This is a genomic window from Lachnospiraceae bacterium oral taxon 500, from assembly GCA_002999035.1.
Classification (GTDB): domain Bacteria; phylum Bacillota; class Clostridia; order Lachnospirales; family Vallitaleaceae; genus W11650.
In genome coordinates, this window is the sequence record CP027241.1 from 2,290,286 (window position 1) to 2,302,782 (window position 12,497).

At 47.8% G+C, this 12,497-nt stretch carries 13 protein-coding genes; 2 read left to right on the forward strand and 11 right to left on the reverse strand.

From position 1 onward, the window contains the following. Window positions 1–117 precede the first annotated feature (117 nt). From C3V36_10375 to C3V36_10390, 4 genes are all read right to left on the reverse strand, one after another. On the reverse strand, window positions 118–402 hold the full coding sequence (locus tag C3V36_10375; protein AVM69611.1) for a 50S ribosomal protein L27: 285 nt from the start codon (window positions 400–402) through the stop codon (window positions 118–120). A gap of 3 nt (window positions 403–405) precedes the next feature. Next, complete coding sequence (locus C3V36_10380; protein ID AVM69612.1) at window positions 406–759, reverse strand: ribosomal-processing cysteine protease Prp; 354 nt, start codon at window positions 757–759, stop codon at window positions 406–408. Beyond that, window positions 752–1,063 (reverse strand): 50S ribosomal protein L21, encoded by a 312-nt coding sequence (rplU, locus tag C3V36_10385; protein ID AVM69613.1) that lies wholly within the window; start codon window positions 1,061–1,063, stop codon window positions 752–754. Before rplU ends, C3V36_10380 begins: the two co-directional genes overlap by 8 nt. 132 nt (window positions 1,064–1,195) lie before the next feature. Continuing rightward, on the reverse strand, window positions 1,196–2,650 hold the full coding sequence (locus C3V36_10390) for an aminoacyl-histidine dipeptidase (protein ID AVM69614.1): 1,455 nt from the start codon (window positions 2,648–2,650) through the stop codon (window positions 1,196–1,198). A gap of 444 nt (window positions 2,651–3,094) precedes the next feature. Between C3V36_10390 and C3V36_10395 the strand changes: the two genes are divergently transcribed. Then, window positions 3,095–3,550 carry a hypothetical protein gene (locus tag C3V36_10395; protein ID AVM69615.1) on the forward strand — a complete coding sequence of 152 codons (456 nt, stop codon included), beginning with the start codon at window positions 3,095–3,097 and terminating at the stop codon, window positions 3,548–3,550. 33 nt (window positions 3,551–3,583) lie between these two features. Here the strand turns inward: C3V36_10395 and C3V36_10400 are convergent, their stop codons facing one another. The 3 genes from C3V36_10400 to C3V36_10410 form a co-directional block, all read right to left on the reverse strand. Then, window positions 3,584–4,489 (reverse strand): dihydroorotate dehydrogenase, encoded by a 906-nt coding sequence (locus tag C3V36_10400; GenBank protein AVM69616.1) that lies wholly within the window; start codon window positions 4,487–4,489, stop codon window positions 3,584–3,586. Then, window positions 4,470–5,246 carry an NAD-dependent dihydroorotate dehydrogenase B electron transfer subunit gene (locus C3V36_10405; protein ID AVM69617.1) on the reverse strand — a complete coding sequence of 259 codons (777 nt, stop codon included), beginning with the start codon at window positions 5,244–5,246 and terminating at the stop codon, window positions 4,470–4,472. The genes C3V36_10400 and C3V36_10405 overlap by 20 nt, the downstream gene beginning before the upstream one ends. A 66-nt stretch (window positions 5,247–5,312) precedes the next feature. After that, complete coding sequence (locus C3V36_10410; GenBank protein ID AVM69618.1) at window positions 5,313–6,596, reverse strand: dihydroorotase; 1,284 nt, start codon at window positions 6,594–6,596, stop codon at window positions 5,313–5,315. 448 nt (window positions 6,597–7,044) lie between these two features. Between C3V36_10410 and C3V36_10415 the strand changes: the two genes are divergently transcribed. Further along, window positions 7,045–7,485, forward strand: a complete 441-nt coding sequence (locus C3V36_10415; protein AVM69619.1) for a DNA starvation/stationary phase protection protein — start codon at window positions 7,045–7,047, stop codon at window positions 7,483–7,485. A gap of 370 nt (window positions 7,486–7,855) precedes the next feature. Here C3V36_10415 and C3V36_10420 read toward each other — a convergent pair whose 3' ends face one another. The 4 genes from C3V36_10420 to C3V36_10435 form a co-directional block, all read right to left on the reverse strand. After that, complete coding sequence (locus tag C3V36_10420; protein ID AVM69620.1) at window positions 7,856–9,091, reverse strand: CoA transferase; 1,236 nt, start codon at window positions 9,089–9,091, stop codon at window positions 7,856–7,858. Window positions 9,092–9,326: 235 nt separating this feature from the next. Then, entirely contained in the window at window positions 9,327–10,526 is a 1,200-nt protein-coding gene (locus C3V36_10425) for an electron transfer flavoprotein subunit alpha (protein ID AVM69621.1), read from the reverse strand. Window positions 10,527–10,535: 9 nt separating this feature from the next. Next, window positions 10,536–11,321 (reverse strand): electron transfer flavoprotein subunit beta, encoded by a 786-nt coding sequence (locus tag C3V36_10430; protein ID AVM69622.1) that lies wholly within the window; start codon window positions 11,319–11,321, stop codon window positions 10,536–10,538. 18 nt (window positions 11,322–11,339) lie between these two features. Then, entirely contained in the window at window positions 11,340–12,476 is a 1,137-nt protein-coding gene (locus C3V36_10435) for an acyl-CoA dehydrogenase (GenBank protein ID AVM69623.1), read from the reverse strand. Window positions 12,477–12,497: the final 21 nt, after the last annotated feature.

The window sequence follows — 12,497 nt, forward strand, 5'->3', positions numbered from 1 at the left end:
ATATCCTGCTGAAATATGATAACGCGCACCTATTCTCTTGATAAAATAGAAAAGGAATTCGGGTTATAAACACAAAAAAACGGCCGAACAAATGTCTGCCGTTTTTTAATTTTGCTCTTATTCTGCTACCGCATAAACAGATGCCTGCTTTTTGTCGCGGCCTTTTCTCTCAAACCGGAGAACGCCGTCAATCAAAGCAAATAAAGTATCGTCATTGCCGCGGCCAACATTCGTGCCGGGATGAATCTTCGTTCCTCTCTGCCGATATAAGATATTGCCTGCTTTTACAAACTGGCCATCTGCTCTCTTCGCGCCCAATCTTTTGGAATGAGAGTCACGTCCGTTCTTGGAAGAACCCATTCCCTTTTTATGCGCAAATAATTGAAGGTTCAGTCTTAACATGGTTTACACCTCCCTATATTCAATCTGGATATATTGTGCTCCGTATTCTTGTAAAATCATGTTCAGCCCCAGTTCATAGGATTTAAACAAAAGCTGAGCTTCGGGAGAATCCGTCTGCAAACGGCAGGTCAAGCAGCCGTCTTTTACCTCGGCAGTCACTGCGGATGTGGTAAGCGCTTCAATCGCATTGACTGTCTGAATGGAAATCATCGACACCGCAGCACAGACAATATCTTGTCCTGACGGTGCGAAATAGGCATGACCATTGGTTTGAAAACCAAGATAGGTTTCTCCTCTTTTTTCAATCACCGCTCGAATTCCCCGAATCTCAGGGACAGTCCGGCGAGAATTACGCATTGATTTTTTCAATCGTAACCTGAGTGAAAGCTTGACGATGACCTTGCTTTTTGTGATAGCCTTTTTTCGGCTTATACTTAAAAACAACGATCTTCTGGCCGCGGCCGTTCAAATCTGCTTTCGCGCTGACGCTGGCAGCTTCGATATAGGGCTTTCCGACCTTAACTTCTCCGTTATTCGAGACAAGCAATACTTTATCAAAGGTTACAGCATCGCCGGCTTCCACACCCAGCTTTTCTACCTGAATGACATCGCCTTCTGCGACCTTGTACTGTTTTCCGCCTGTTTCAATAATTGCATACATTTTTGGCACCTCCTCATTATAAGACTCGCCGGTATCGGTGAAAAAGGGCTATCCTTTTTGCTGACCTAATCCGAGCGGTATACCACACTTAAAGTACAATACCACAGTTCGGGGTAAATGTCAAATAAATTTTTAATTCAATTTCCCCAGTTCCGCCAGCAGTGTTTTTAAATATTCCCAGGTTCTTTGCGTTGAAGAGATACTCAAGCGTTCTTTAACCGAATGAACATCCCACATATCCGGACCGATGCTGATGGCTTCCAATTCCGGTTTCTTCGATAAAAACACGCCGCACTCCAGCCCTGCATGAATCGCCTTTACCACCGCTTCTTTTCCGGTCAGGCTCTGATACGTTGCCGCCGCTTTTTTGAGCAATTCGCTTTCCGGTTTCATTTCCCATTCCGGATATTCGGCTGTCTTGTAAAAATGCAGGCCGTTCATGTCCGCAAAATCCTGCAAAACCGAATTGAGCTGCTGCTTTAAGCTGCCCACATTGGAGCGGGTGGAAAACGATAAACTGATGACCTGTTCCGTCATTTGAATCACTGCCAAATTAAGCGAGCTTTCCACCATACCGGGAAGTTTGCTGCTCATGGTCTGAACGCCGTTAGGCAAAGTGTTCAGCAGCAGAATCAGCTTTTTTGCTGCCTCATCGTTTATTTTTTGAACATCTTCTGTTCGACAATCTTTCACCAGCAGTTCAACTTTTGGATCACTGGCCGATAATTCATTGGTCCACTCTTTCTGCATCCGGTTTTGGACTTCGGTCAGCACTGCCTCCTGTTCCGGCGCCAAAGCAATCCGGCAAACCGTATGACTGGGAATTACATTGTCCTTAATGCCGCCGCTGATTTCCAAAACTTCAAAATCAATTTCTTTTTTCAGCGCCGACAAAAACCGGCCCATCAGCTTATGCGAATTCCCGCGGTTGGTGTGAATTTCCGCACCGGAATGGCCGCCCTTTAAACCGGTGACAATAATTTCCTTCTGCCGAAGGCCCGGCGCTAAATCTTCTTTGGTATAAGGCAGCTCTAACACTGCTTTTAAACCGCCGGCGCAGCCGATAGTTATCTCGCCCTCCTCTTCGGAATCCACGTTGATAAAATATTTCCCCTTTAATGCGGCGGCGTCAAATTGCAGAGCACCGTTCATATTGACTTCTTCATTTGTCGTAATCACCGCTTCCAAATGCGGATGCAGAATATCATCGGAGTCCAGCAGCGCCAACGCCATGGCAACGGCAATGCCGTTATCGGCCCCCAAGGTTGTATCCTTAGCTGTCAGCAAATCACCGTCAACTTCCAGAGTCAGCGGATCTTTCAGAAAATCATGCGTACTGTCCGGTGTTTTAACACAAACCATATCCATATGTCCCTGCACGATCACACCCGGCGCTTTCTCCATGCCGGCAGCCGCCGGTTTGGTAATCAAGATGGAATCGGTTGCGTCCTGAACAACCTCTAATCCCCTGTCCTTGGCAAACTTTACCAGATAATCGGAAATTGCCTTTTCATTGCCGCTCCCTCTGGGAATTTGGCTGATTTCTTCAAAATAGTCAAATACTTTCTTCGGTTCTAAGTTTAACATTTTATCCTCACTTTCTTATTGTCTCAACTTTCTCCTGTCGAAAGGCTTCGCCTTTCTGCCCGGGCGCCCCGCCAAGCGGAATGTCGCAGGCATTCGGCGAGCCGATAATAAAAAAGGCTGTTCTATCGAATATGAGAACGTTGAGTTATTGTTTTATATTTTTCTTAATTTCCTGCGGAACTTCCCCATAAAAACTGTAATATCCGCTAAAAGATCCAGAAACTTTCATTTTATGGATAAATTCAATATTCTGTGGTATACTGTTTACAGGATCTGACGAAAACTGAAAAAGGCGAAACTCCGGTCCATTTCAGCAAGGCGATCCCGGGAAAAATCATTATCTTGCGCCGGCAGCATTTGCTTGAGCGGCAGCGCCACTTCCCTAAAAACATAATTGCGGAAACGAAAGATTCAGCAGCACCTAAAATCAAACGGAGGTTAACTATGAGTAAAATTATCTGCAAAAGTTCCGTCCTGCCGGCCGGAGCCGGCGCCATCTGGAAGAAATTGCAAAGGCTTGATTCTCTGCAGTATGTCGCAGCTCCGTATGCCACATTTGAGCCGCTGGGCGGCCGAAAAACTTTTACCTGGAAAAGCGGCCGCTTTTTTTCGCTGAAACTCAAGCTGTTCGGGCTGCTGCCCTTGGGAATCCACACCATTCGGATCCTGATATTTGACCGGGAAAAGCTGACCATCTATTCCCATGAAGGCAATCTTCATGTTCCGGTGTGGAATCATCTGATTAAACTAAAGCCGATCGATGACAGGCATACGCTTTATACTGACCGGGTGGAGATTGACGCCGGCCGGAAAACACCGCTGATTTGTCTGTGGGCCGAACTGTTTTACGCGCACCGGCAACGAAGATGGAAAAAGCTCCTGCGCCTTCCGGCAAAATAACCGTGAAAAACAGCGGCTTTCTTTCCGCCGTCCTTAATGTCCCGCCCCGGTAGCTTCCCCGATAGTCTGAAAACCATATCGGTCAAGCACACGCGGCAGATCGGCAATGATTTCCGGACAAACCCGGGGATTGACGAAATTGGCGGTTCCGACCGCCACCGCCGAAGCGCCGGCATAGAAAAACTCCAGCACATCCTCCGCCGTTTCAATCCCGCCCATCCCGATAATCGGAATCTTGACCGTTTCATAAACATCATAAATCATTTTCAGCGCTACCGGTTTGATGGCAGGCCCCGACAAACCGCCGGTCTTATTTGCTAAAAGCGGCGCCCGTTTTTTTAAATCAAAGCGCATGCCAATCAAAGTATTAATCATGGTAATCCCGTCCGCACCGCCGTCTTCCACCGCCTGCGCCATTTCCTTAATATTGGCTACATTGGGCGAAAGCTTCATATAAACAGGCTTAGAGGCTGCCGCCTTAATCTTCCTCGTCAGCCGCCGGGCAATTTCCGGATCCTGTCCGTAGGTAATGCCGCCCTGTTTGACGTTCGGGCAGGAAATATTAATCTCCAGCGCTCCGATATTAGGCACTCTGGAAATCCGTTCCGCCACATAGCAGTAATCCTCGTCCGAGTACCCGGCAACATTGGCAATAATGGGTAAATCATAATGAGCCAGCCAGCGCAGTTCCTCTTCCACTCGGTCAATCCCGGGATTTTGCAGGCCGATGGCGTTCAGCATTCCGGCCGGCGTTTCCGCAATCCGGGGCATAGCATTGCCGGTGCGCGGCTCTTTGGTTACCGCCTTAATCATAATTGAACCCAAGAGCGATAAGTCATAAATCTCACTAAATTCCCGGCCAAAACCAAAACAGCCGGAGGCCGGTATCACCGGATTTTTCAGGTTTAAGCCCGGCAGTTTAACGGCTAAACGATTCATATTCCACCTCCCCCAAGGCAAACACCGGCCCGTCCTTGCACACTCTTTTCAGCCCGGCTTTGGTTTTCAGCATACAGCCGTAGCAGGCACCGATACCGCAAGCCATTCTTTCTTCAAAGGACAGATAACCCTGTTTTTGACCTTGGTATTTCAAATCCAGCGCCTGCAGCATCCCTTTCGGCCCACAGGCATATAAAGTGTCAAACTCAATGGTTTGACTGTTTAAGACATCCAAAATCGTCCCTTTTTGACCAACACTGCCATCCATAGTCGATACCAAAACCTTGCCCAGCTCCTGAAACTCTTCAACGGCATAAACACTGGCAGCATCCTGAAAACCCAACACCGAGGTAATTTGAATTTGCTTTGCCTTCAGCTGTTTGCCCAATTCATACAGCGGCGGCACACCAACCCCGCCCCCGGCTAAAAGGACCGAACGGGTTGTTTCCGAAATCGGAAAGCCATTACCCAAAGGTCCTAAAATATTCAGTTCTTCTCCTGTTTTCATTTGCGCCAGCAGCGCCGTTCCCCTACCCAGCACTTTATAAATAATTCGGATGGTATTCTGCGCCGGGCTTACTTCATAAAGTGAAATCGGGCGGCGCAGCAAAAGCGCACCGTCATTGATTTTGATATGAACAAAACAGCCGGCGGCAAAGCCTTTTAAGTCAGCCGCCTCCGCCGTTAAACTCATTCGGTAAATATCTCTGGCTAACGGAATGTTTTCAGTAATTTTCATTTGATATTGCTGCATCATGATTTTCCTTTTCTTACGCCTCTTGCTTTATATAACCTTGGTTTCTGCCGTTTTTGCTTTTGGCTATTACATAACCTTTCCATCCTGAACAACCATTTTTCCCCGATAAAAAACCGTATCAATCCGGCCCTTTACTTTCCGACCGGCAAAGGGCGTATTACTACTCCGGCTGACCATATCTTCCTTTTTGATCTCATATTCTTTGTCTAAATCAATCAGCACCAAATCGGCCGGCTCACCGGCCGCCAAGCGATGGCCTTTCAGCCCGAAGATTCTGGCCGGATTTTCGGTCAGGGCCTTCAATAAAAGGTGCAAGCTAATTTTCCGGGTCTGCACCAAATAAGTGTACAACAGCGGAAAAGCCGTTTCCGAACCGATAATGCCAAAGGGCGATCCGGCCAAGCCCTTGCTTTTTTCTTCCGAACTATGCGGGGCATGATCGGTTGAGATACACTCAATCGTGCCGTCAGCCAGCGCCTGAATCAAAGCCTGCCGGTCGGCCCGGCTGCGCAGCGGCGGATTCATCTTAAAATCGCCGTCCTCCTGCAAGTCATCCTCGGTCAGAAGCAAATGATGCGGCGTCACCTCGCCGCTAATCCAGCCGCATTTGCCGCGATAATAGCGAAGCAGGTCAACCCCCGCCGCCGTGCTCATATGGCAAATATGATATCTGGCTCCGGTTGCCAAAGAGATGGCACAATCTCTGGCAATCTGTAAATCCTCACATAATCCTAAAATCCCCTTATGCCCATGTTCCTCGGCATAGCGGCCGGCGTGAATATAACCACCCCGAAGAAGGCTGTTTTCCTCGCAATGTGCCGCAATCAGACTGTTATTTGCTTTGACCGCCAGCATCGCATCATACATCATGCCGGCATCCTGAACGCCCCGGCCGTCATCGGAGAAAGCCACTGCCCCGGCTGCCAGTTGGTCTTTAACCTCGACTAAGGTTTGACCGTTTTCGCCTAAAGTAATGGCCGAATAAAATAGCGTTTCAATCAAAGATTCCTTAGCCGCTTTTGCGGTTAATTCCTTTAAAAGTTCAGGATTATCAAGCACCGGCTTGGTATTGGGCATTGCCAAAATGGTAGTATAACCGCCCCTGGCCGCCGCCCGGGAGCCAGTAGCAATCGTTTCTTTATACTCAAAGCCGGGCTCACGCAAGTGGACATGCACATCCACAAAGCCGGGCGCTAAGAGCTTCCCCCCGGCATCCATAATCGTATCGGCGCTCCGTTCCTCCGGAAGCGAACGGCTGATTTCCGCAATTTTTCCTTCCTTTATAAGTACCTCAACCGGAAGAAGCTGATCATTTTCATCCGCTGTCCGCGCATTAATAATTTTAATCATCGCAACTCCTTTCTAATGCTCACTTGCCGCTAATCTGCTAAAAATATTATAAGTTAGAAGCACCGGAAAGTCAAGGCCGACACCAAACATGGTTACAATTCGGACAAGGTCGAAATGTTACGAATTACGGATCCGCATTTAGTTCTTGTCTAATTTTTGTCGCTTTTTATACTTGACTTTATACAGAGCAAATGTTAAGCTAAACCCATAGTAATTTTAATACTTTCGGTGGAATTGATTGACTTTGGCGGAGCGGTTCTCTGTCCATACTGTTTTGCATCAGCAAAGCCACCGCTGCAATAACAAATCAGACTTTCTGACAGCAATACCTCCGGTCGAACGCTTCGCTTTCTGCCGGCGGCGGCTTAATTCAAAATGACTGTTCTGTCGACTATGAAAAAGTTAGGTACAAAGAATGGCTGTCAAACATAAAAAAGGAGAAAAGATTATGAACAAATTAGAGAAAGAATTCAATGTTTATTTAGCTGACCAAGCGGTAATGACCGCGAAACTGCACAACATTCACTGGAACGTACAGGGCCTGCAATTTGTTCCGGTTCATGAATTTACCGAAGCGGAATATGAAAAGTCCTTTGAGCGGATGGATGAAGTAGCCGAGCATTTGAGAATGTACGGTATTGTACCGGCTTCTACTTTGGCGGAATATTTGCAGTTAGCAACGATTAAGGAAGAACCGTCCCGCACTTTTGAATATGCGGAAGGTTTGGCCATTGTTTTGGCTGATTTGGAACTTTTGCGCAAGGAAGCAACCGAACTGCGCAATGCCGCCGACAAGGAAGGCTGGTTCTCGGCAGTTAGTTTCCTGGAGGATCATGTCGCTGATTACAATAAGCAGATTTGGTTCCTGCGTTCCATGCTGGCTAAATAATTGACGAATCTTCGTCAGTAAATGGTAATATTATTGTGATAAAAACAGAAAATAAAGGCAGGAATTTAAAATGAACTGTCTTTATTTTTTGCTTTATTTTATGAATCTTTAAAATTTCCTCTTCAAAATTCTTATGCTCCTTTTATTTGACAGAAAAAAAAGAGCATGCTATACTTCCGTCAAGGCTCCTTTACAGGTAAAAATAATGACCCGCACCGGAATGACATCGGAGCCTTCTATGATATTTATCAGGCGGGAAAGGGCGGTTATCGAGCGCCCTGTTCATTTTCTTAAGCGATGAAAAGCCCTGCTTTCCCTGATTTGGAAAGCGGGGCTTTCATATTATCACCACTAAGCTGATAGTTTAAACTTATTTCTTTTCCCATTTATAGATAATGCCGCGTTCAGCAAAATCTTTAATTTGTTCCTGAGTATAGCCCAGTTCTGCCATAACTTCATAAGAGTTCTCGCCGATCAACGGTCCGCGACGGTATTCCGGCACGCCCATTTCCTGGAATTTTACCGGCGGACGAACCAGGGTTCTCTCGTTGCCGTTATCATACTTCATCTTATAGAAGCAGTTGTTGGCCCAGGCCTGCGGATCTTCTAAGATTTCTTCCCAGCTCTGTGCTACCGAGAAAGCAACGTCAGCTTCTTTCAGGATTTCTTTCCATTCTGCCGCCGTCTTCTTGCCGAAAGCTTCCATGACGATATCATAAACTTCATAAGTGATGCCCTTTTCCTGCAAGGTCTTAATCGGGAAATAATTTTCATTATCCAGCAAGTCCTCCCGACCCAGCGCCTTCATAAACGGCTTGTAGTAAGTGTTGTAATCCGGCATACAGGTTTGGATGAAACGGTCATCCTTGGTCCGCCAGGCGGCGTTAAACGGATTCGGGGATAAGCGGATATCAATCGGGTATTTCTTGCCGTAATCGGTATACTGCGCAGCCTGCACCATCATACCCATGTTAAAGACGGCACTTTCATACAGGCTGGTTTCGACCTTTTCCCCCTGACCGGTAACCTTGGCATGATAAAGTGCTGCCAAAATACCGGCTGCCAGGTTCATACCGACATTGTGGTCACCTAAGCCCGGTACTACGTTCATCGGCACAGTCCCGGCCTGACGCAGACTATCCAAATAACCACCGCGGGCAAAGAAAGAAGTAAAATCAAAACCCGGCAAATCCTTATCCGGTCCATATTCACCGTAACCGGTGCAGATGGCATAAACTAATTTGGGGAATCTTTCCTTTAATTGATCATAAGCCAGACCCGAGCGCTCCAAAGCCTGCACTCTCCAGTTGGTAATCAAAACATCGGCACCCTCCAGCAGCTTGAACAAAGCTTCTTTGCCTTCCGGCTCCTTGGTATTAACCGAGAAGCAGCGCTTGTTTCCGTTCTCCAGCTCCCAAGTCGTATTCTCATACATATCCAGCGGACGTCCTTCTGACGGCGCGGTATAGCGCAGCGGATCGCCCTTGGCGCTTTCAATCTTGATGACATCTGCTCCCAGGTCGGCTAAAAATCTGCCGGCGGTTGCTGCAGCGATAAAATTGGCTAATTCCACCACTTTTACGCCTTCCAATAGTTTTTTGCTCATAGTTTTGGCCTCCTAAACATTTTATTTTTGCTGTTGCCTTTCCCTGATTTTGTCCCGGAAAAGAGATAAAAAACTGCTTTCCCAAGTTAAAAGCCGGGAAGTTTATCAGATGGCCGGCTGCGGAAAACTCCGCCGCCTGCCTTATCTTTTTCCTTGTTTGCTAAAAAACAAAATATATCTTCGGCTGCTGAAAATATTTTCAGCGGTCAAGCTGTCGGTTTGATTTTACCTTTTCCTACTGTTTTGATTTTTCAATTTCCTGCCGGAAGGCTTCCGTCAGCGCCGGAATTACCTTATGCAGGTCACCGACAATGCCGTAATCGGCCACTTCAAAAATCGGCGCGTTTTCATCTTTGTTGACCGCAATGATCAGCCCCGCATTCTGCATACCGGCAATGTGCTGAATTGCTCCCGAAATACCACATGCAAAGTACACCTGCGGCTTAACCGTAGTTCCGGTTTGACCGACCTGATAGGAATGATCAATCCAGCCGGCGTCAACCGCTGCTCGGGAAGCGGCAATCGTTCCACCCAGGACATCGGCCAGCTCTTTCAGCTTATCAAAGCCTTCCTTGCTGCCCAAGCCCATACCGCCGGAAACGATGATATCGGCATCTGTCAGTGAAACCATTTCGGTGGCCGACTTAACAATCTTCAAAATCTTGGTGCGGACGTCATCTTCAGTGATCGTCACCGTCAACGGAACTACTTCCCCTGTCCGGTCAGCATCAAACGGCGCCTTGTTCATTACGCCCGGCCGAACCGTTGACATCTGCGGCCGGTGGTTCGGACAAATAATCGTCGCCATCAAATTACCGCCGAAAGCGGGACGGGTTTGCTTGATCTTCTTATCTTCCGGGTCAATTTCCAGCCGCGTACAGTCAGCAGTCAAACCGGTACCAGCTTTTACGGCCAGACACGGTCCCAAATCCCGACCGATATGGGTTGCGCCCAGCAGCACAATTTCCGGTTTATATTCGGTAATTGCCTGATAAATCACCTCGGTATACGCATCAGTCCGGTAATTCTCCAAAATCGGTGAATCGGCAACATAAACCTTATCCGCGCCGTAACCAATCAATTCTTTGGCCAAATCGCTGATGCCGCTGCCGCACAGCACCGCACACAGTTCTGTCCCGATCTCATCAGCCAGACGGCGGCCTTCCCCCAAAAGCTCAATCGCCACTGACATCAGCTTGCCTGCTCTCTGTTCGGCAAAGACCCAAACGCCATGATACAGCGATAAATCGGTACCTGCTTCTTTTTCCTCCCGAATGATAGCATCAAACGGGCATTTTTCAATACAAACGCCGCAGGCCGTACAAGCCGAGCCGATTTCGGCCACTTTGCCGACCATCGTGATGGCGTCAAACGGACATGCCTTTACACAGATTTTACAGCCCCTACACTTATCAGTAATAACTCTTACAGCCATGATAACCTCCTAAATTATGTGCTTTTCCTTAAACTTATTCACCAAATACTGCGCTACCTCAGCTTCCGTTCCGCTGACCATTTCTCCCTTGCCCTTAGCCGGCGGCGTAAAGGAACGGAACACTTGGGTCGGCGAAGCGTTTAAACCGCAGTCGTTCGGATCCAGGTTAACATCACTGTGATTCCAAATCGTGATTTCTTTTTCATAAGCGTTTACAATTCCGTTCACACTCATGAAGCGCGGAACGTTCAGTTCATTGACGGCGGTTAATAAGCAGGGCGTTGAAACTTCAATTTCTTCATAACCGTCCTCCATCATTCTCTGAACGATGACTTTCCCGTTTTCCAGCTTAAAGCCCTGTACATAGGTAACCACCGGAATATTCAGGCGCTGTGCGACCTGCGGCCCAACCTGCGCGGTATCGCCGTCAATAGCCTGCCGGCCGGCAAAAATGATATCATAATCGCCGATTTTATTGATTCCGGCGGCAATGGTCGTAGAAGTAGCACAGGTATCGGCCCCGCCAAATGCCCGGTCACTCAGCAAATAAGCATTGTCGGCTCCCATCGCCAAACATTCCCGCAGCATATAAGTTGCCTGCGGCGGTCCCATGCTGACAACGTCAACTACCACATCTTCATAGGTATCCTTAATTTTTAAAGCTTCTTCCAGCGCGTTAGCATCGTCCGGATTTAAAATACTGGGGACTCCCTCCCGGATTAACGTTCCCTTAACCGGATCAATCTTAACTTCATTCGTATCCGGAACCTGTTTTACACAAACTATTATCTTCACTGCCTTAAACTCCTTCCCTTATTTTAATAACTGACCGGAAATAACCATTTGCTGTACCTGGCTGGTGCCTTCGTAAATCGTAAATACGCGGCAGTCGCGGTACATTCTTTCCACCTTATATTCCTTGATGAAGCCATAGCCACCGTGAATCTGCACGGCCTTGGCACAAATCTCGTTACATGTTTCCGATGCAAAGAACTTAGCCATGGAAGCCTCTTTGGAAGCGGCCAGTCCCGCGTCTTTCATCATCGCTGCCTGATAGGTCAGGAGCTTAGCTGCTTCAAGCTTCGTTGCCATCTCCGCCAGCATAAAGCTGATTGCCTGGAAATCAGCAATCCTTCTCTTAAACTGCTTTCTTTCTTTGGAATAGCGAATCGCTTCTTCCAAAGCACCGCCGGCCACACCGATTGACTGGGCAGCCACACCGATCCGTCCGACGTCCAGCGTTTTCATGGCATTGACAAAGCCCTTGCCTTCTTCACCCAACAGGTTTTCGACCGGCACTTTAACGTCTTCCATGATAATATCGCTGGTCGCACAGCCGATCACACCCATTTTATGTTCCGGTTTACCGCAGGAAACGCCCGGCCATTTCATATCGACAATAAAGGCGCTGATGCCTCTGGTGCCAGCAGCCGGATCGGTTTTGGCGTAAACAATTGCATAATCTGCCAAAGGAGCCATGGTAATAAATGTTTTCCGACCGTTTAAGATATAGTGATCACCGTTTTTAACCGCCCGGGAAGTCATGCTGCCCGCGTCGGAACCGGCACCGGGCTCGGTCAGGGCGAAACATAGTTTTTTCTCACCGGTAATAATCGGTTTTAAATATTTTTCTTTTTGCTCGTCCGTGCCCGACAGCAGCAAAGGGCCACCTGACAGGGAGTTGGGAGAAGATACGTAAATACTGGCCACACCGCTGACCTTAGCGATTTGCTCCATGACTAAGACATATGCTAAAGTATCGGCTCCGGCACCGCCCAAAGCCTTCGGCACTTTGATACCGAAAAACCCGGCTTTAGCCATTTTCTGATAAATCTCTTCCGGAAATACTTCGCTTTCTTCTACCTGGTCTAAAACCTCATTGGTCAGTTCTTTGGCCGCAAAGTCCGCAGCCAGCTGCTGAATTAGTTTATGTTTTTCCGATAAAAACATTATGACACCTCTTTCTTAGAA

What these genes read in the sequence shown, in the direction of transcription:
- C3V36_10425 (AVM69621.1), bottom strand. Translation starts at nt 10,526, where the DNA reads ATGGCTGTAAGAGTTATTACTGATAAGTGTAGGGGCTGTAAAATCTGT.
- C3V36_10410 (AVM69618.1), bottom strand. Translation starts at nt 6,596, where the DNA reads ATGATTAAAATTATTAATGCGCGGACAGCGGATGAAAATGATCAGCTT.
- C3V36_10415 (AVM69619.1), top strand. Translation starts at nt 7,045, where the DNA reads ATGAACAAATTAGAGAAAGAATTCAATGTTTATTTAGCTGACCAAGCG.
- C3V36_10375 (AVM69611.1), bottom strand. Translation starts at nt 402, where the DNA reads ATGTTAAGACTGAACCTTCAATTATTTGCGCATAAAAAGGGAATGGGT.
- C3V36_10390 (AVM69614.1), bottom strand. Translation starts at nt 2,650, where the DNA reads ATGTTAAACTTAGAACCGAAGAAAGTATTTGACTATTTTGAAGAAATC.
- C3V36_10395 (AVM69615.1), top strand. Translation starts at nt 3,095, where the DNA reads ATGAGTAAAATTATCTGCAAAAGTTCCGTCCTGCCGGCCGGAGCCGGC.
- C3V36_10405 (AVM69617.1), bottom strand. Translation starts at nt 5,246, where the DNA reads ATGATGCAGCAATATCAAATGAAAATTACTGAAAACATTCCGTTAGCC.
- rplU (AVM69613.1), bottom strand. Translation starts at nt 1,063, where the DNA reads ATGTATGCAATTATTGAAACAGGCGGAAAACAGTACAAGGTCGCAGAA.
- C3V36_10380 (AVM69612.1), bottom strand. Translation starts at nt 759, where the DNA reads ATGCGTAATTCTCGCCGGACTGTCCCTGAGATTCGGGGAATTCGAGCG.
- C3V36_10435 (AVM69623.1), bottom strand. Translation starts at nt 12,476, where the DNA reads ATGTTTTTATCGGAAAAACATAAACTAATTCAGCAGCTGGCTGCGGAC.
- C3V36_10420 (AVM69620.1), bottom strand. Translation starts at nt 9,091, where the DNA reads ATGAGCAAAAAACTATTGGAAGGCGTAAAAGTGGTGGAATTAGCCAAT.
- C3V36_10400 (AVM69616.1), bottom strand. Translation starts at nt 4,489, where the DNA reads ATGAATCGTTTAGCCGTTAAACTGCCGGGCTTAAACCTGAAAAATCCG.